This window comes from Mesorhizobium sp. YR577 (genome assembly GCF_900116595.1).
Lineage (GTDB): Bacteria > Pseudomonadota > Alphaproteobacteria > Rhizobiales > Rhizobiaceae > Mesorhizobium_M.
Window position 1 is genome coordinate 25,594 of the sequence record NZ_FPBI01000019.1, and the last position, 16,643, is coordinate 42,236.

Here is a 16,643-nt window from a genome sequence, read left to right on the forward strand (position 1 = left end):
ATTCGCTCCTCCTGTTGTCGGGTGACAGAGTGAAACAACAGATCGTGGCGAGGGCAAGGGGTTCTGATGCCCGCGTCTTGAGCAAAGCTGTGCATGCGCTACTCTCTCGTTAAACGAGGGACAGGCCATGGCTGCGCATTCCGGCTCCAAGAAGGTGATCTACGCGGCACTTGCCGGCAATCTCGCCATCGCGGTCACCAAATTCATAGCCGCTTTCTTCACCGGCAGTTCGGCCATGTTGTCGGAAGGCGTGCATTCGCTGGTCGATACCGGCAATGGCGGGTTGCTGCTTTATGGGCTGAGGCGTGCCAACAGGCCGCCGGATGCGACCCACCCCCTCGGCCACGGCCGGGAGCTCTATTTCTGGAGCTTCATCGTCGCCCTGCTGGTCTTCGCGCTCGGCGCCGGCGTCTCCTTCTACGAGGGCGTCATCCACATCCTCGACCCGGAGCCGGTGCGCAACCCGACCGTCAACTATGTCGTGCTCGGCCTGTCCTTCCTGTTCGAAAGCGCGTCGTGGTGGGTGGCGCTGAAGGAGTTCCGGCAGGCAAAGGGCCGGCTCGGCTATCTCGACGCGGTGCGCCAGAGCAAGGATCCGAGCGTGTTCACGGTGCTGTTCGAGGATAGCGCTGCCTTGCTCGGGCTGATCATCGCCTTTGTCGGCATTTTCTGCGCGCAGATATTCGCCATGCCGGAACTCGACGGCGTCGCCTCCATCGGCATCAGCATCATCCTCGCATCGACGGCGATCTTCCTCGCCCGCGAAAGCAAGGGCCTGCTGATGGGCGAGGCGGCCTTGCCGGAGGTCCAGAAGGCGGTGCTGGCGCTGGCTCAGGCCGACCCCGCCGTGCAGCGCGCCAACGGCATCCTGACCGTGCACCTCGGGCCGGAAGAGATCGTCGCCGCACTCAGCCTCGAATTCGAGGATCATATGACGGCGCCGGAGATCGAAACCTGCGTCGAGCGCCTCGAGGCGAAACTGCGCAAGGAGATGCCTCAGATCACCGCCCTGTTCGTCAAGCCGCAGACCACGGGAACCTGGGAGCGACGGCGCAAGGCGATTGTCGACGAAGCGAAGGAATAGCGGCGCGAGCGACTATCAAGGAGGAGCGACGATGCGAATAGACGGCGGATGCCATTGCGGCGCCATCACCTACCGGGCCGAGGTCGATCCCGAAAAGACGACGATCTGCCACTGCACGGATTGCCAGCAGCTCACCGGCACGGCCTTCCGGGTCAGCGTGCGGGCGCCGGAAGACAAATACGAGATCACCAAGGGAATGCCGAAGATATACGTCAAGATCGGCGCCAACGGCGCCCGGCGCGCTCAGGGTTTTTGCGAGAACTGCGGCTCGCATCTCTTCGCCACCTCTGCCGACGAGGGGCCGAAGGTCTACGGAATAAGGGTGGGCACGGTGAGGCAGCGTGAGGAGCTGGTGCCAAGAAGGCAGTTCTGGCACCGCTCGGCTCTGCACTGGCTGCCGGAATTCGAGGCCATGGAGACCGTGGAGACGCAGTAGGTTTCCCGGGGCCTGCCCTCTGCGCTTCGTTGGCGATGCCTTAGGGCAGCAGGCAGTTGTGGATGTCGGCGATGCGCGGGTCCATCGTGTCCTTGACCTTGCGGGCAGCGCATTTGTCGGCCGTCATGGCAATGGCATCGTCCTTCGCGCCGAAGAACCGGTCGGTGATGTGGAAGCCGAGCGCGCGGTAGACCTCGAACTGCTCTTCGGTGAAGAACTGGTCGCCGGTCGATTCATGCGGGAAGGTCGGGTTGCGCCGCGCATAGTCCAGCAGATAGTCATTCTCGTCGCCGGTCAGCGATGCCTTGATGTAGACGAGCGTGCCGGACTGGTTCTTGCCGTAATGAATCTGGCCGATCGCGATATGCGGCATCAATGGTTTGGCATGCCCGTTTTCTGCGGCCTTTTCCGGCGTCAGGGGTGCGGGAGCGGTGCCCGCGGCGTCGGCGGAGATAGTCTTCTGCGTGTCCAGCGTCGCCTTGCGGATCGCTTCCATGGGCAGGTCGATGCGTACGCCAAGATCGATCCGTGAATGAATTTGCAAGGCGATGAAGGAACCGAAGCGCATCTGCGGATCGGTCTCGGCGTCGACGACGACGATGACCTTGCAGCGCCGGCGCAGGAGTTCATAGATGCCGAGATTCTCGATATGGCCGCCATCGGTGAGGTAGACGTAGCTGCTCTCCTCGTCGAGGAAGCCGAACATTTCGAAGAACAGGAAGAAATGGCCGTTGGTGCCAAGGATTTCCTTGAGCTTTCGCAGGAAGGACCGGCTTTTGCGGGCCATGTCCGACATCGGCACCGTCTCTTCCAGCGGCTCGCCGCCGATAAGCTTCAGCACGCTGCTCGGATTGCGCAGCCAGTAGCCGAGCCGTACATTGAGCATGGCAAGCGTTGGCGACAGCGCCCTTATCGTCTGCGATCCCATGTTGGACGATGCCGATGCACCCGAAATCGCGACGGCGGTTGCCACGTCGAGCGGATTGTCGATCTTCTTGTGGGCATAGGCCCGCGTCGGGATATAGCCGGTGACGCGGCTGCCGACGAACAGCGGCGAGAACAGGAAGAAATCGGCATTGCGCCCGCGCCGGTTGGCCTCCGCCGACGACTGCACGTTTATGGCGGTGTTTATGAGGTGATAGGGCGTGTCTTCCGATGCCAGTTCCGTCAGTTGCGGAATATAGCCGTCGGGGTCCGGCTTGCCGGGACGAAACGACTGCGGGTCGAAATGGAAGGCGCGCGACAGCCGGTCGCGGTAGAGGTGGTGCAAGGAATTGGCATTCGATTTCAGCCAGAAAGAAAAGAAGAACAACAGCAGGCCGAGCACGAGATAGGGTACCCAGGCAATCCCGCCGAGATACTCCTTGAGCCACAGGAACCAGTTGGGACTGTGCGCGAAGCGTGTGGCCGGGTCGTCGCCGTCGGCGATCGCCCAGTAGCTGAGATGCAGGTAGAAGATCCAGATCAGCAGGGGCAGCGCCAGCGCACCGATCCACAGGATCAGGGTTGCCGTTCCGCGCGCCAGCAAGGCGGCGTAGGTCTTGCTGTAGTAGGTATCTGCCAGATAGGACTTCAGCGTCTGGCGAAAGAAGGTGATGACGGCCGTTATCGGCGCAAGCATCAGCCCAAGCCAGGTGAGAAAGCTCCTTCCGCCTTCGGCTACGGGCGCGCCGGGCATGGGTTTGGGCGGCGCCATGGCGTCGAACAGCACATTGACCGCCAGCGGCTGGAATTCGATGAAAGCCACCAGCGCCACCGCGATCAGAACCAGCGCGCCATAAAACGGCGCGCGCCCCACCGCGTCGGCGAGCATCTGCGCGCGCACTGCCGAGCGCAGCAGCGCCCAGACGAAGAAATAGATGAATGCGCTGGCGAGGAAGACCAGCGTGACCGCGAAATGCTGGACGGGAGGCCAGTAGAGCGTGAAGCCGAACAGGTCGGACTTGACGAGATCGGCGCGTGTCGGATTGGAAAAGACGGTCAGGGCCGCAAGCAAAAGCGGAATCCACAGGATCAGCGCTGCATTGGCGGTAAGGCCGCGCACCACGACTGCCGCCGCCGTCAGCACGTCGCCCAGGCCTTTCGGAATGAGGAAGTTCGAATAATTGCGCAGATGCCCGACGGCGTCGCTGTCGGCAAGCTCGGAGGCGCTGAGCATCTTGGAGGGCTTGGCGCCGAGCGAGGTGCCTTGCGGTGAAGAGCCGAAGGCGAACTCGCCGTTTCCCTTGACCAGCGTCGCGCTGAGCGAACTGCCGATATAGCCGCCGCCCGAGACGGTCGACAGATAATCGAGCCGGTTGATGATGCCATAGCGGTCCAGCGCCTGGAGGACGCCGAGCGAAAAGGTCGCCGCCCGGATGCCGCCGCCCGACAGCGCGAGGCCGGTGAGATCGTCGAGCAATTTGCGCTCGTCGCCCGGCTGGTCCTCTGCCGGCTTGCCGCCCACGGGGCTCTGGACCACGGGTTTGGGTTGGGATCCTTCGGCCGGGGCAGCGGAAGAACTGCCATTTTTATGCTTGGCGCGCCGCCGGCGAATGATCTGCTGTTCGTATTGGAGGATGGATTGGCGGTCGGTGCGCATCCGGTTCTTTTCGCCCCACCAATTGTCCGGATGTTCGGCATGGTAGGCGGCAATGCCCGGCCCTTCGGGCATCTCGATCTTGCCCGGTTTGCTGCCTTTGCCCGATTCACTGCTGCTCACTGCGTCGCTTCCCTCCAGAGGGACGAAATGCGGAAACGAGTATTGTCAGGTCGTTACTGGATTCGTGCAGAGAATTTGTATGCGATGCAATTCATATACTGGAATTGTTTCTTGCATGTCACTGCCGTCTTCAACAGCTTTACGTCGAAAAATTCATTCCCGTTCTTCAACGACGCGCAGCCGCAACTGCCCGGTCTTGGATTCGGCGGTTCGTGCGGGAGGCGGCGGCGGGGCGGCTGCTTCGTCGGCGTGGCCGTCGCCGAACTCCAGTGCCTCGATCTTCTGGCCGCGCCGGGTGACCTTGTTGGATGAGACGAGAATGTCGTCGACGTCCTTCGCCGTCTGGCCGAAATGGACCTGAAGCTTGCGCACGCGCTCGTCGAGCCGCGACACGTCCTCCATCAGGCGAATGACCTCGCCCTGGATGAGATGCGCCTGCTCGCGCATGCGCGCATCTTTCAGGATCGCCTGGATGACCTGGATGGAAAGCATCAGCAGCGACGGCGAGACGATGACGACGCGGGCACGGTGGGCGCGGTGAACCAGCGCCTCGAAATTCTCGTGGATTTCGCTGAACACCGATTCCGACGGCACGAACATGAAGGCCGTGTCCTGCGTTTCGCCATTGATCAGGTATTTTTCCGAAATGTCCCGGATGTGGATTTCGACGTCGCGACGGAAGGCCTGTGCCGCAAGCTTGCTCGCCTCAGTGCCTTCCGCCGCACGAATGGCGTTCCACGCTTCCAGCGGGAATTTCGCATCGATGACCAGCGACGGCGAGCCGTTCGGCATCTTCACCAGGCAGTCCGGCCGGTTGCCGTTGGAAAGCGTGGCCTGGAACTCAAAGGCGCCGTGCGGCAAGCCGTCGGCAACGATCGCCTCCATGCGCGACTGGCCGAAGGCGCCGCGCGTCTGCTTGTTGGAGAGAATGGCTTGCAGCTGCACCACCTGCCCGGCGAGCGACTGGATGTTGCCCTGCGCGGTATCGATGACGGCCAGCCGTTCCTGCAGCTTGGCCAGGCTTTCATGCGTCGACTTGGTCTGTTCGGTCATGGTCTGGCCGAGCCGGCCGGTCATCGCGTCGAGGCGCTGACTGAGCGACTGGGTGAGTTCGGCCTGGCGCGAGCCGAACACTTCTGCCATCGCGCCCATGCGGCCTTGCATCTCGGCCTGCGATTGCAGGATCGCGGTCATGCGAGCGTCGGCCTCGTGAGCACGATCGGCGGCTTCAAGTGCGGCCTCAGCCCGCGCCCTTGCCGAACGCCAGAGTGCCGCGACGAGCACAAGAAACAGGACGAGAAACAGCGCTCCGCCAAAGGCAAGCAACTGGCCGAGCGTGAACACGCTGGCGCCAAGACGCAGTATCGGCTCGGATAGCAGGTCTGTCATTGCCGCAGGATACGCGATTCGTTTGTAGAAACCAGATCAAAACGAGAACATCATGAAAGGCAAACAGTTGACGCTTTTCTTGCGACGTCTTAGGTGAGGCGACATGACGATAAAGCCGCTGATCATCCTTCCCGATCCCCTGTTGCGCCAGCTTTCCAAGCCGCTGGAGCGCGTCGACGATTCGCTGCGCAAGCTGGCCGACGATATGCTGGAAACAATGTATGACGCACCGGGCATCGGCCTGGCCGCGATCCAGATCGGCGAGCCGCTGCGCATGCTAGTGATCGATCTCGCCAAGGAAGACGAGAAGCCGGCGCCGCAGGTGTTCATCAACCCCGAAGTGCTGGAAAGCTCCGAAGATCGTTCTGTCTACGAGGAAGGCTGCCTGTCGATCCCGGATTATTACGCCGAGGTCGAGCGCCCGGCATCGGTGCGGGTGAAATTCCTCGACCGCGACGGCAAGGAACAGGAAGTCACCGCCGACGGCCTGCTGGCCACCTGCCTGCAGCACGAGATCGACCATCTCAACGGCGTGCTCTTTATCGACCACATCTCCAAGCTCAAGCGCGACATGGTGGTGAAGAAGTTCAAGAAACTCGCCAAGGACCGCCCGCCGAGCCGCATGGTGGGGTGAGGGCGGCCGTTTCTGGCTGCCTCCCGCGCTTGATTTCCACCCGGTTTGCGATTTTCGCAAAGTTTGATATCATTGATATCAAACGATGGAGGCTGTCATGGGCGACATGCTGATCAGGGGTATTCCCGAGCCACTTAAAAGAGAGATTACCCAGGCTGCACAACAAGGTGGCTTGAGCCTGTCCGCAAAGGCTATCGAGCTTTTGCACAAGGGCATCGTCGCTGAACGCAGTGCATCATCGTCTGGCCGTTCGGCGTGGGATGCGTTGCGTTCCGCGTTCGAGGAAGCAGGGGCCATTGGTGACGAGTTCCCAAAAATCATGGACGAGATCGAAGCGGAACGGAAACGTGACTTTGGCCGCCCGGTGGATTTCGGCAGGGACGATGACGATCAATGATCGTTCTCGATACGAATCTCGTTTCTGAGGCAAGCAAACCCAAGCCCGACGCGAATGTTCTGATCTGGTTCCAGAAACAGGACGTTCTCGATCTTTATCTTTGCGGGCCGGTGGTCATGGAACAAGCCTACGGCGCCGAGAAGTTCCTGAACAGGACGGGGTCTGACCGTTATATCCGCGTGCTCGACCATGTCGTTTCCCAGCAGTTCGCAGGCCGTATTATCGAGTTTAGCGGCTCGGTTCCGCGTCTTACCGGAAAGCTGAGGGCAGTAAGAGAAAAGTCCGGACGACCGATAAGCCTGCCCGACGCCATGATCGCTGCGATCTGCCTTGCGCATGACGCGACGCTGGCCACGCGCAATGTCCGTGACTTCGACGGGCTTGACCTGAAGCTCGTAAACCCGTTTGAAGCGGGGGCGTGACGGCACGGTCAAGGCCGCGCCGTCGCAACAGGAACAACCGGACGACAGAATGCCCCTTCGCGTCATCTTCATGGGAACGCCGGATTTTTCCGTGCCCACGCTTCGCGCCATCGCTGAAGCCGGGCACGAGATCGTCTGCGTCTACACACAGCCGCCGCGCCCGGCTGGCCGGCGCGGGCTGGAACTGACGCCGTCGCCGGTGCAGCGCGAGGCCGAAAGGCTGGGCGTGGAGGTGCGCTCGCCGGTGTCGCTGAAGGGCGAGGCCGAGCAGGAGGCGTTCAGGGCGCTGAATGCGGATGTCGCTGTCGTCGTCGCCTATGGGCTGCTGCTGCCGAGGCCGATCCTCGAGGGAACGAGGCTCGGCTGCTACAACGGCCACGCCTCGCTTCTGCCGCGCTGGCGCGGGGCGGCACCCATCCAGCGGGCGATCATGGCGGGTGATGCCGAGACCGGCATGATGGTCATGAAGATGGATATCGGCCTCGATACCGGCCCGGTGGCGCTGACCGAACGCGTGACGATCGGCCCGGACATGACGGCCGGTGAGTTGCACGACCGGCTGATGTCCGTCGGCGCGGAATTGATGGTCGCGGCGCTGGGCAGGCTGGAGCAGAATAACTTGCCGCTTACCGCACAGGCGGAAGACGGCGTGGTTTACGCGAAAAAGATCGACAAGGCCGAGACCCGCATCGACTGGCATCAGCCGGCGCGTGATGTGCACAACGGCATTCGCGGCCTGTCGCCCTTTCCGGGCGCGTGGTGCGAGATGGAGACCGGCGGCAAGGTGGAGCGGCTGAAGCTGCTGCGCACGACGCTGGCCAATGGTTCGGGCGCTCCGGGCGAAATCCTGGACGAGCGTCTGGCCATTGCCTGCGGAGACGGTGCCGTGCGACTGCTGGAAGTGCAGCGCGCAGGCGGCAAGGCGGTCGGCGCGGAAGAGTTTTTGCGCGGCGCAAAGCTCGGCAAGGGCGCGAGGCTCCTATGAATGATGTCGTCATCAGGCCGGCAGAAGAACGCGACCGCGCGGGGATTCACCAAGTCGAGGAACGCGCCTTCGGCCAGGCTGGCGAAGCGACGCTGGTCGACCGGCTCGTGGCGGATGGCGACGTGGTGCTGGAACTGGTCGCCGAAAAGGAAGACCGTATTGTCGGCCATGTCTTGTTTTCCCGGCTGACGGTTGAAGAGAATGGCGAGGGCTTTGCCGCCGTGGCGCTGGCCCCGCTTGCCGTCGATCCCGATCTGCACTGCCAGGGCATCGGCGGTGCGCTGGTTCGCGAAGCACATGAACGGCTGAAGCAGGCCGACGAAAAGCTTTCGATCGTGCTTGGCGATCCGGCCTATTACGGCCGGTTCGGTTATCACCGGTCCGGCGCCGAGAAATTCGACAGCGACTATCAGTGCGATGCGTTGCAGGCGCTTGCCTGGAGCGAAGCGCCATCGACCGGCAGGCTGATCTACGCGCCTGCCTTCAGCGCGTTGTGAGTTAAAAGTATGCCGCGCTACCGCCTCGACATCGAATATGATGGCACCGCCTATGCCGGCTGGCAGCGGCAGGACGGGCCTGCCACTGTGCAGGGCGCGATCGAACAGGCGATCAAGGGTTTTTCCGGCGAGGACGTGACGCTGCGCGGTGCGGGCCGCACCGACGCCGGCGTTCATGCGACCGGGCAGGTCGGCCATGTCGATCTCGCCAAGACATGGCGCGACGATACGGTGCGCGATGCCATCAACGCACATCTGCAGATGGCGGGCGCCGCCGTGGCGATCCTCGCTGCATATGCCGTGCCGGACGATTTCGATGCCCGCTTTTCGGCGACCGGCCGGCAATATCTTTACCGCATCCTGAACCGCCGCGCGCCGGCAGCGCTCGAGCGCAACCGGGTCTGGGTGGTGCAGAAGAAGATCGATGCCGACGCCATGCATGAGGCAGCACAGGTTCTGGTCGGGCGGCACGATTTCACGACATTCCGCTCGCTGCAGTGCCAGGCGTCGAGCCCGCTGCGCACGCTGGAGCGCTTCGATGTCGTGCGCAAGGGCGACGAGATCGAAATCCACGCGGCTGCGCGTTCCTTCCTGCACAATCAGGTGCGCTCGATGGTCGGCACCATCAAGCGGGTCGGCGAGGGCGCGTGGTCGGCTGCCGATGTTAAAGCCGCGCTCGAGGCGAAGGACCGAGCCGCCTGCGGCTCGGTCGCGCCGCCTTTTGGGCTTTATCTGACCAAGGTCGATTACTGAGGGAACGATATCCCGAGTAGCGATTGAAGTGCGATGAGCACGACGACCGAGGCGACGAACATGCCGGCAAAGACAGCACTGCCGACCGCCGGTCCCTTGGCGATGATGGCATTGGTAAGCCGCCAGGTCAGCACCATGGAAAGCACGAAGACGGCGAAGGATGCTGCGACCACCAATTGTGAGTCCGCTGTCGTGAACAGCCGCAGGAGTGCCGCCGGCAGCACCAGCCAGGACAGGATCACCGAGGCCCAGTTGGTGGCGACGACATAATGCACGAAGCGGTCGCGAATGCCGGCCATCGGCGCGATGAAGGCCAGCGCGACCAGCGGCAGAACCCAGGCGCCCAGATCGACTGCAGCCAGGCGCAGGAAATAGGAAAACCGGCTGGACGACGCCATTGGATCGGCGCCGAGCTCGCTTGCGGTTCCGGCCCAGCCGACGAAAAGCGGCGGCAGCGCGATGACGATGGCGAAGAAGGAATTCCAGAAGCCGTCAGCCGAAAGATCGAGCAAGGCGACGCCGTCGCGCTTGCCCATCATCAGCCGCCAGGCCCCGGCCAGATATCGCTGGATGTCGTCGCCGGGCGGCATCGCGTCAGCCCCGCTCGAACCAGTCTTGAATGAACCTGCCATATATCTCGGTCAGGGTTTCGAGGTCGGCAAGCGGTACGCGCTCGTCCACCATGTGCATGGTCTTGCCGACGAGGCCGAACTCGACGACGGGGCAGTAGTCCTTGATGAAGCGCGCATCGGAGGTGCCGCCGGATGCGGAAAGCGCCGGCTTGGCTCCGGTGACGGCATGAACCGAGCCGCTCAGCGTTTCGATCAGCTTGTCGTCGCGCGTCAGGAAGACATGGCTTGGTCGGTCGCGCCAGGTGATGTCGAACTCGATCGGCTCCTTGCGCCCCTTGCGGTATTTCTTGCGGCCGCTGGCGACATCGAGCCGGTTGTGGATTTCGGCCTGCAGCGTCTCGGCGGTCCAGGTGTCGTTGAAGCGGATGTTGAAGGCAGCCGTCGCCTTGGCCGCAATGACATTGGCGGCAGGGTTGCCAACGTCGATCGAGGTTATTTCGAGATTGGTCGGCTGGAAATCCTTGGTGCCCTTGTCGAAAGCCGGATTGGTCAGCGCATCGACCAGCGTCATCAGCCCGCGCACCGGGTTGTCGGCAAGATGCGGATAGGCGACATGGCCCTGGCGGCCCTGCACGGTGACGATGCCGGAGATCGAGCCGCGGCGTCCGATCTTGATCATGTCGCCGAGCTTGTCAGGGTTGGTCGGCTCGCCGACGATCGCCGCGTCCCACTGCTCGCCCTTGCCGGCGGCCCAGTCCAGCAGCTTGATCGTGCCGTTGACCGCCGGGCCTTCCTCGTCGCCGGTGATCAGCAGCGACACCGAGCCCTTCGGATTGCCGTGCTTCTCGACATAGCGGGCAAGGGCGGCGACGAAGCAGGCGATGCCGCCCTTCATGTCGACCGCGCCGCGGCCATACATCTCGCCATTGTGGATGGCGGCTGAAAAGGGCGGCTGCGTCCAGGCGGCCTCGTCGCCGACCGGCACCACGTCGGTATGGCCGGCAAACATCAGATGCGGGCCGTTGCCGGAAAGCCGGGCGTAGAGATTTTCGATGTCGGGGGTGCCGTCCTCGGAAAATGTCGGCCGCTCGACCGTGAAGCCGAGCGGCTTCAGCAAGGTTTCAACCGCGCTCAGCGCGCCGCCCTCGGCGGGCGTCACCGACGGGCAGCGGATAAGGGCGGCGAGGTTTTCGGCGGGATCTTTGGGCATGCTCATGAACAAGGCAGATAATGCAAAGCGCGCGTTCTGTCACGGACGATGAGGCGCCGGCATTGGTCCATCAGGGGCTTGTCACGGGGTCAGGTTAACGAAGTGTGGGGTTCGCGGCGATTTCGGCTGTCAAAGTGATCGGCGGCGGCGCGCACCGGCTTGATCACGCATTCGGCGATTCGGTCCAGTTCATTCAGTTCGGCAGCATGTCGCTGGCCCCACTCGCAGAGCGCGAGCAGCACGGGCTGCAGACTAAGTCCAAGGGCCGTCGCGGAATAATCGACGCGAGGCGGAACCTGGCGGAAGATCTCGCGATGGACGAGACCGTGCTCTTCCATTTCGCGAAGCTGCTGGATCAGGACCTTCTGGCTGATATCCGGGATCAGCCGCTTGAGCTCCGACAGCCGTTTGGGCGTTTCGAACAGATGATAAAGGATCACCGGCTTCCAACGCCCGGAAATCACCCTCAATGCCCGCTCTGCCGGAAGCGCCGGCAGCCTTTTGATGATCTCGGCCATGGTTACCTTCTGGTCTGTATGGAACGAAAGGGTGTGTAGAACCGGCTATGCCTGTACACATAGGTAAGGGCAAACACCAAGCCAATATCGTGAGGTCGATTTGCCATGAAAGCTGTTCAGCTAAGCCGCTTCGGTGGCCCGGATGTCCTTGAAATCATTGAAGTCCCAGCACCGGTTCCTGCTTCTGGCGAGGTGCTGGTCCGGGTGTGCGCCTCCGGCGTCAATTTCTTCGAAGTGCTGATGCGCCAGGATCGTTACGCCGTGACGCCGGACCTGCCGATGATCTTCGGCGTCGAGGTCGCCGGTGTCGTCGAGGCGCTCGGGGCAGATGTCGGTTCCGTCGAGATCGGCGCGCGCGTCGCGGTCCCGATGTTCGCTATCGGCAGAGGCTCCGGCGGATATGCGGAATATGTCGCCGTCGACGCCGCTTCCGTGGTGAGACTGCCCGACAGTCTGTCCTTCGAAGACGCGGCCGCCCTGATGATCCAGGGGCTGACGGCACTGCATCTCATCCGGCAGAGCCCGCCGAAGGACAAGACGGTGCTGGTGAATGCCGCAGCCGGCGGCGTCGGTTCGCTGCTCGTGCAACTGGCAACACGCGCCGGCGCGAAATGCGTCATCGCTGCGGCGAGCACGCAGGAGAAACGCGATCTGGCACGCTCGCTGGGCGCGGATATCCCGATCGACTACACCGCATCCGATTGGGCCGGCCGTGTCCGCGATGCGACCGGCGGCATCGGTGCCGATATCGTCTACGAATTTGTCGGCGGTGCGCTCACCAGGGCTTCTCTTGAGGCTCTGGCGCCGTGCGGCGAACTTGTCTTCGGGGCGCTGGGCAGGTTCGATCTCGATGCCGCCGATCTGGAGGGGATGTTCAACAATAACCAGTCTCTGCGCGGCTTCGCCCTGCTTCCTCTGCTGACGCCGGCGAACGTGAAATCCGATCTCGCGGAGCTCTTCGAGGAGGCCGCGAGCGGCAGGCTCAAAGTCCTGCAAGGCGGAAGCTACCCGCTTGACCGGGCGGCTGAGGCACACAAGACAATCGAGGAACGGCGCACGACCGGCAAGGTTGTTCTGATCCCCTGACGGCTTGCTCCGGCGGATCGTTCAGACCTCGCGTTGCATCTGGGATGGTGTTTAAAAGTCCTTGCGCCCTATAGTCTTCGGCGCAGCAGGATTTTCCGATGGTCTCAAACAGTGCTTCGATCGTCATTGCCGGTGCCGGCAGCATTGGCTGCTATGCCGGCGCCTGCCTGGCGCTGGCCGGGCGCAAGGTCACGCTGCTGGCGCGGTCGCGGGTCGTCTCGGCGATCGAGGACGGCGGATTGCAGGTGTCCGATCTCGACGGGCTGGACCGGCTTCTGCCGGCCGGCAGTTTAACCGTCACAGACGATCCAAAGGCGGCGCTTGCCGGTGCCGATGTCGTGCTGGTGACGGTCAAGAGCGGGGCGACGGAGGAAATGGCCGGGCTGATCGCGGCTCATGCGCCGGAGCAGGCCGTGGTTGTCAGCCTGCAGAACGGCGTCGACAATGTCGACAGGCTGCGCTTAGCGCTTGGCGGGCGCATTGTTCTGGCGGGCATGGTGCCGTTCAACGTGATCCAGTCCGGTGAGAGCGAGCGTCCCCTGCGCGTCCACCGCGCCACCAGCGGAACGGTGCTGATCGAGCCGGGAGCCGAGGGTCTCGCCGAACTGCTGAATGTCGAAGGCTTTGCCATCGCCGAGCATGGTGACATTAAAGCCGTGCAATGGGGCAAGCTGCTGTTCAACCTCGGCAACGCGCTCGTCGCCCTCTCGGACCTGCCGCTTGCGACCATGCTGTCCGACAGGCGCTGGCGCCGGTTGCTGGCGGCGCAGATGGCCGAGGGCCTTGCGACGATGCGGGCTGCCGGCATTGAGCCGGGGCGGGTTACTGGACCGCCGCCTGCGCTTATACCCACGCTGTTGCGGCTGCCGAACTGGCTGTTTCTGCGGCTGGCGCGGCGAATGCTGGCAGTGGACCCCTCCGCGCGCTCTTCCATGTGGGAGGATTTGGCGCGAGGACGGCCGACCGAGATCGAGTACCTGCAAGGCAAGGTGCTGGCGCTGGCGCGCAACACCGGAACGCCTGCGCCGGTCAATGCGCGGGTTGCCGCCCTGATCCATGACGCCGAAGCGAAAAAGGCCGGCCCGCCGGGGCTGTCACCGGAAGCTGTTTCCGGCGGCTAGCGCTTTGCGCCTTCACGCCGGCCGCAGGGCCGTTGCACGGCGACTGCCACTGGCGCCAGGGCGACGGCAAACATATGTTGCGCCGATGACGATTCTGCCCTCGAAACAACCGCTGACCACAATCGGTTTTGATGCCGACGACACGCTGTGGCAGAACGAACAGTTCTTCCGCACGACCGAGCAGCATTTTGCTTCCCTTCTGGCCGAGCATGCCGAGGGTCACGATATCCATGCAAGGCTGCTCGAGGCGGAAAAGCGCAATCTCGCCCTCTACGGTTTCGGCATCAAGGGTTTTACGCTGTCGATGATCGAAACGGCCGTGGAGATCAGCGAGGGCCGCGTGCCGGCCAGCGTCATCCGCGAGATCCTGGCCGCCGGCCGGGATATGCTGAGCCATCCGGTCGAGACCTTGCCCAATGTGCGCGAGACGCTGGAGGAACTGGCGGGAGCCTACCGCCTGGTGCTGATCACCAAGGGCGATCTGTTTGATCAGGAACGCAAGCTGGCGCAGTCGGGTCTGGGCGAACTGTTCGACGCCGTCGAGATCGTCAGCGACAAGACCGCCTCGACTTACGAGCGCATCTTTACCCGCCATGGCGACGGACCGGACCGTGCGATGATGATCGGCAATTCGCTGAAATCCGATGTCGTTCCGGCGATCGAGGCCGGAAGCTGGGGTGTTTATGTCCCGCACGACCTGACCTGGGTGCTGGAACATGTCGACGAGCCGACCGATGCGCCACGGTTCCGGCGACTGGAGCATCTTGGAGAGCTCGCGGGGCTGATCGAAGCGCTGAAAGCCGGTTGATTAGCCGGCTTTTGTCCGGGCCGTATCCTCGATCATCATGATCTTCTGCCAGATCTTTCGCGACAGGTTGGAGCCAAGGCTTTCGATGTCGTTGACGGCATCGACGACCACGTCGTCATTGACCGACTGTGCGAAGAGGGCAGCGAGCTTGCCGGTGATCGACAGCATTTCCGAGCAGTAGTCGAGATAGCGGGCGAGATCGGCCTTGTTGGTGATGCGCGCCGGCGAGTTTGCCGTGGGCTTGAAATTGGCCGACAGGACAACCGGGTCCTTGGTCAACTGGTGCATATCGATGACATGGATCAGCGAGCGCAGCCCATGCAGGGCGCGAAAGACGCGTTTGCGCTTGATGCGCTCCTCGGCCCGCACGAGCGCCAGGAAGCCGAGGGCGGCCAGGATCAGCGTGTTGAGCGAGGCCTCGATGCCCTGGACGAAATCGAAGGCGCCGGTCGAGATGCGGTCGAAGGACAGGAAGGTGCCGACGAACAGGAAGACCGAACCGCCGGCGAGAATGGCGAAACCGATAAGCGCGCGCAGCCACCAGATCGGCGCTTCGAGCGCTTTCGCCGTGCCGGTCAGGTCGCGCGACAGCGAAACGAGTTCGGCGGCGACCTTTCGCAGGCCCGAATCCGGGAAACGCTCGGCAACGCGCAGTTCCAGCGCTTCTGCGGTGGCGATGATCTTTGCCGGATCGAGCGTGCGGTAGCCTGTCATGCGCTGTGCCCGATGGATGACTGTCTGTTGGTTCTAGCTCGCCGAGTCGGTGCGTTGTCCATAGCGGTTTGCTCCAGCGGTTCCCGGGGGAAAGCAGAGGAGGATGAAGGCAATGATGTCTCCGATCGGGAAGAGCAGGCTCCACCAGCCGGAGCGATCGAAGTCATGCAGCCGCTTCATGGCGAGCGCGATATGGGAAACGATAAGCACGGCGAACATGGCGATGAACACGCTTGCCCAGTGATTTATCACTGTTTCGTCCCCTTCCGCCGCGATCATGCGATAGACCGGATAGAGCCTGATCACATAGAGAAGCAGCCCGGCAAGCGCGAAGGCCTGCCGGCTGATCCGGCCGGAAAAGCCGAAGAAGACCCAGAGAATCTGCTGGCGGTTCACCCTTATGCCCCGCTCAATCGCGCAACAGCTCGTTGATCGAGGTTTTGGAACGGGTCTGGGCGTCGACGCGCTTGACGATGACGGCGCAGTAGAGGCCCGGTCCCGGTTCGCCGTTGGGGAAAGGCTTGCCCGGCAGCGAGCCGGCTACGACGACGGAATTGGCCGGCACTTCGCCATAGGTGATCTCGCCGGTGGCGCGGTCGACGATCTTGGTCGACTTGCCGATGAACACGCCCATGCCGAGAACGGAGCCCTCGCGCACGATGCAGCCTTCGACGACCTCGGAGCGAGCGCCGATGAAACAGTTGTCCTCGATGATCGTCGGGCCGGCCTGCATCGGTTCCAGAACGCCGCCGATGCCGACGCCGCCTGACAGGTGCACATTCTTGCCGATCTGCGCGCAGGAGCCGACCGAAGCCCAGGTGTCGACCATGGTGCCGGAATCGACATAGGCGCCGAGATTGACGAAGGACGGCATCAGGATGGCATTCGGCGCGATATAGGCCGAGCGGCGCACGACGCAGTTGGGCACGGCGCGGAAGCCGGCCTTCTCGAAATCGATCGCGCCCCAGCCGGAAAACTTCGACGGAACCTTGTCCCACCAGACCGAATCGGCCGGACCGCCCTTGACGATCTCCATCGGGTTAAGGCGGAAGGATAAAAGCACCGCCTTTTTCAGCCATTGATTGACCTTCCAAGCGCCGTCATCCTGACGCTCGGCAACACGGGCTGCACCCCGGTCGAGAAGATCCAGTGCGCTCTCGATCGCCTCGCGCACTTCGCCGCGCGTGGCGGTGGTGATCGCCTCGCGTTCCTCGAACGCCTTTTCGATTGTCGCTTCGAGGCTGGCAAGGTCGGTTTTCGACATGAAAGGCTCCGTGATACGTGCTGTTAAGGCGCAGGCCGTTAGACTGTTTTTA

The 16,643-nt window shown here is 62.9% G+C and carries 19 protein-coding genes; 11 read left to right on the top strand and 8 right to left on the bottom strand.

Features of this window, described 5'->3' with window-relative positions:
- Positions 1 to 127: 127 nt before the first annotated feature.
- Together BM413_RS23940 and BM413_RS23945 are read left to right on the top strand one after the other, a co-directional pair.
- Positions 128 to 1,084, top strand: coding sequence for a cation diffusion facilitator family transporter (locus BM413_RS23940; RefSeq protein ID WP_091917372.1), 957 nt, complete (start codon positions 128 to 130; stop codon positions 1,082 to 1,084).
- Between the two features lie 31 nt (positions 1,085 to 1,115).
- Positions 1,116 to 1,520 carry a GFA family protein gene (locus BM413_RS23945; protein WP_091917373.1) on the top strand — a complete coding sequence of 135 codons (405 nt, stop codon included), beginning with the start codon at positions 1,116 to 1,118 and terminating at the stop codon, positions 1,518 to 1,520.
- A 40-nt stretch (positions 1,521 to 1,560) separates the two neighbouring features.
- On the opposite strand, the gene BM413_RS33720 is transcribed toward BM413_RS23945, so the two are convergent.
- Together BM413_RS33720 and BM413_RS23955 are read right to left on the bottom strand one after the other, a co-directional pair.
- On the bottom strand, positions 1,561 to 4,221 hold the full coding sequence (locus BM413_RS33720) for a patatin-like phospholipase family protein (RefSeq protein ID WP_244537997.1): 2,661 nt from the start codon (positions 4,219 to 4,221) through the stop codon (positions 1,561 to 1,563).
- Positions 4,222 to 4,374: 153 nt separating this feature from the next.
- Positions 4,375 to 5,610 (bottom strand): DNA recombination protein RmuC, encoded by a 1,236-nt coding sequence (locus tag BM413_RS23955; protein WP_091917374.1) that lies wholly within the window; start codon positions 5,608 to 5,610, stop codon positions 4,375 to 4,377.
- A 103-nt stretch (positions 5,611 to 5,713) separates the two neighbouring features.
- On the opposite strand from BM413_RS23955, the gene def reads away from it, so the two are divergent.
- The 6 genes from def (at position 5,714) to truA (ending at position 9,298) form a co-directional block, all read left to right on the top strand.
- The gene (gene def, locus BM413_RS23960; RefSeq protein ID WP_091917375.1) at positions 5,714 to 6,244 is read left to right on the top strand and encodes a peptide deformylase; all 531 of its coding nucleotides are present in this window, start codon (positions 5,714 to 5,716) and stop codon (positions 6,242 to 6,244) included.
- Positions 6,245 to 6,341: 97 nt separating this feature from the next.
- Positions 6,342 to 6,641, top strand: coding sequence for a plasmid stabilization protein (locus tag BM413_RS23965; RefSeq protein ID WP_162931524.1), 300 nt, complete (start codon positions 6,342 to 6,344; stop codon positions 6,639 to 6,641).
- Positions 6,638 to 7,063 (top strand): type II toxin-antitoxin system VapC family toxin, encoded by a 426-nt coding sequence (locus BM413_RS23970; RefSeq protein WP_091917377.1) that lies wholly within the window; start codon positions 6,638 to 6,640, stop codon positions 7,061 to 7,063. The genes BM413_RS23965 and BM413_RS23970 overlap by 4 nt, the downstream gene beginning before the upstream one ends.
- 49 nt (positions 7,064 to 7,112) lie before the next feature.
- Positions 7,113 to 8,048: a methionyl-tRNA formyltransferase gene (fmt, locus tag BM413_RS23975; protein ID WP_091917378.1), complete on the top strand. Its 936-nt coding sequence runs from the start codon at positions 7,113 to 7,115 to the stop codon at positions 8,046 to 8,048.
- Positions 8,045 to 8,545: a GNAT family N-acetyltransferase gene (locus tag BM413_RS23980; protein ID WP_091917379.1), complete on the top strand. Its 501-nt coding sequence runs from the start codon at positions 8,045 to 8,047 to the stop codon at positions 8,543 to 8,545. Before fmt ends, BM413_RS23980 begins: the two co-directional genes overlap by 4 nt.
- Before the next feature lie 9 nt (positions 8,546 to 8,554).
- On the top strand, positions 8,555 to 9,298 hold the full coding sequence (gene truA / locus BM413_RS23985; protein ID WP_091917380.1) for a tRNA pseudouridine(38-40) synthase TruA: 744 nt from the start codon (positions 8,555 to 8,557) through the stop codon (positions 9,296 to 9,298).
- On the opposite strand, the gene BM413_RS23990 is transcribed toward truA, so the two are convergent.
- The 3 genes from BM413_RS23990 to BM413_RS24000 form a co-directional block, all read right to left on the bottom strand.
- Positions 9,292 to 9,888, bottom strand: coding sequence for a transporter (locus BM413_RS23990; RefSeq protein ID WP_091917381.1), 597 nt, complete (start codon positions 9,886 to 9,888; stop codon positions 9,292 to 9,294). The genes truA and BM413_RS23990 overlap by 7 nt on opposite strands.
- 4 nt (positions 9,889 to 9,892) lie before the next feature.
- Positions 9,893 to 11,086: a succinyl-diaminopimelate desuccinylase gene (gene dapE / locus BM413_RS23995; RefSeq protein ID WP_091917382.1), complete on the bottom strand. Its 1,194-nt coding sequence runs from the start codon at positions 11,084 to 11,086 to the stop codon at positions 9,893 to 9,895.
- Between the two features lie 83 nt (positions 11,087 to 11,169).
- On the bottom strand, positions 11,170 to 11,598 hold the full coding sequence (locus BM413_RS24000) for a winged helix-turn-helix transcriptional regulator (RefSeq protein ID WP_091917383.1): 429 nt from the start codon (positions 11,596 to 11,598) through the stop codon (positions 11,170 to 11,172).
- A gap of 105 nt (positions 11,599 to 11,703) precedes the next feature.
- On the opposite strand from BM413_RS24000, the gene BM413_RS24005 reads away from it, so the two are divergent.
- The 3 genes from BM413_RS24005 to BM413_RS24015 all read left to right on the top strand — a co-directional run bounded on the left by BM413_RS24005 (position 11,704) and on the right by BM413_RS24015 (position 14,613).
- Positions 11,704 to 12,684, top strand: coding sequence for a quinone oxidoreductase family protein (locus BM413_RS24005; RefSeq protein WP_091917384.1), 981 nt, complete (start codon positions 11,704 to 11,706; stop codon positions 12,682 to 12,684).
- 98 nt (positions 12,685 to 12,782) lie between these two features.
- On the top strand, positions 12,783 to 13,805 hold the full coding sequence (locus tag BM413_RS24010) for a 2-dehydropantoate 2-reductase (RefSeq protein WP_091917385.1): 1,023 nt from the start codon (positions 12,783 to 12,785) through the stop codon (positions 13,803 to 13,805).
- An 85-nt stretch (positions 13,806 to 13,890) separates the two neighbouring features.
- Positions 13,891 to 14,613, top strand: coding sequence for an HAD family hydrolase (locus BM413_RS24015; protein WP_091917386.1), 723 nt, complete (start codon positions 13,891 to 13,893; stop codon positions 14,611 to 14,613).
- On the opposite strand, the gene BM413_RS24020 is transcribed toward BM413_RS24015, so the two are convergent.
- Genes BM413_RS24020 through dapD form a run of 3 tightly spaced genes read right to left on the bottom strand, consistent with a single transcriptional unit; the run spans position 14,614 to position 16,591 of the window.
- Positions 14,614 to 15,327 carry a hypothetical protein gene (locus tag BM413_RS24020; RefSeq protein WP_091917387.1) on the bottom strand — a complete coding sequence of 238 codons (714 nt, stop codon included), beginning with the start codon at positions 15,325 to 15,327 and terminating at the stop codon, positions 14,614 to 14,616.
- A 33-nt stretch (positions 15,328 to 15,360) separates the two neighbouring features.
- Positions 15,361 to 15,723 carry a DUF805 domain-containing protein gene (locus BM413_RS24025; protein WP_175544419.1) on the bottom strand — a complete coding sequence of 121 codons (363 nt, stop codon included), beginning with the start codon at positions 15,721 to 15,723 and terminating at the stop codon, positions 15,361 to 15,363.
- Positions 15,724 to 15,736: 13 nt separating this feature from the next.
- Positions 15,737 to 16,591, bottom strand: coding sequence for a 2,3,4,5-tetrahydropyridine-2,6-dicarboxylate N-succinyltransferase (dapD, locus tag BM413_RS24030; RefSeq protein ID WP_091917389.1), 855 nt, complete (start codon positions 16,589 to 16,591; stop codon positions 15,737 to 15,739).
- Between the last annotated feature and the right edge of the window lie 52 nt (positions 16,592 to 16,643).

Bases quoted from the DNA above. Each gene is read 5' to 3' on its own strand.
- BM413_RS23940 (WP_091917372.1), top strand. From the start codon at position 128: ATGGCTGCGCATTCCGGCTCCAAGAAGGTGATCTACGCGGCACTTGCC.
- BM413_RS23945 (WP_091917373.1), top strand. From the start codon at position 1,116: ATGCGAATAGACGGCGGATGCCATTGCGGCGCCATCACCTACCGGGCC.
- BM413_RS23955 (WP_091917374.1), bottom strand. From the start codon at position 5,610: ATGACAGACCTGCTATCCGAGCCGATACTGCGTCTTGGCGCCAGCGTG.
- def (WP_091917375.1), top strand. From the start codon at position 5,714: ATGACGATAAAGCCGCTGATCATCCTTCCCGATCCCCTGTTGCGCCAG.
- BM413_RS23965 (WP_162931524.1), top strand. From the start codon at position 6,342: ATGGGCGACATGCTGATCAGGGGTATTCCCGAGCCACTTAAAAGAGAG.
- BM413_RS23970 (WP_091917377.1), top strand. From the start codon at position 6,638: ATGATCGTTCTCGATACGAATCTCGTTTCTGAGGCAAGCAAACCCAAG.
- fmt (WP_091917378.1), top strand. From the start codon at position 7,113: ATGCCCCTTCGCGTCATCTTCATGGGAACGCCGGATTTTTCCGTGCCC.
- BM413_RS23980 (WP_091917379.1), top strand. From the start codon at position 8,045: ATGAATGATGTCGTCATCAGGCCGGCAGAAGAACGCGACCGCGCGGGG.
- truA (WP_091917380.1), top strand. From the start codon at position 8,555: ATGCCGCGCTACCGCCTCGACATCGAATATGATGGCACCGCCTATGCC.
- BM413_RS23990 (WP_091917381.1), bottom strand. From the start codon at position 9,888: ATGCCGCCCGGCGACGACATCCAGCGATATCTGGCCGGGGCCTGGCGG.
- dapE (WP_091917382.1), bottom strand. From the start codon at position 11,086: ATGAGCATGCCCAAAGATCCCGCCGAAAACCTCGCCGCCCTTATCCGC.
- BM413_RS24000 (WP_091917383.1), bottom strand. From the start codon at position 11,598: ATGGCCGAGATCATCAAAAGGCTGCCGGCGCTTCCGGCAGAGCGGGCA.
- BM413_RS24005 (WP_091917384.1), top strand. From the start codon at position 11,704: ATGAAAGCTGTTCAGCTAAGCCGCTTCGGTGGCCCGGATGTCCTTGAA.
- BM413_RS24010 (WP_091917385.1), top strand. From the start codon at position 12,783: ATGGTCTCAAACAGTGCTTCGATCGTCATTGCCGGTGCCGGCAGCATT.
- BM413_RS24015 (WP_091917386.1), top strand. From the start codon at position 13,891: ATGACGATTCTGCCCTCGAAACAACCGCTGACCACAATCGGTTTTGAT.
- BM413_RS24020 (WP_091917387.1), bottom strand. From the start codon at position 15,327: ATGACAGGCTACCGCACGCTCGATCCGGCAAAGATCATCGCCACCGCA.
- dapD (WP_091917389.1), bottom strand. From the start codon at position 16,591: ATGTCGAAAACCGACCTTGCCAGCCTCGAAGCGACAATCGAAAAGGCG.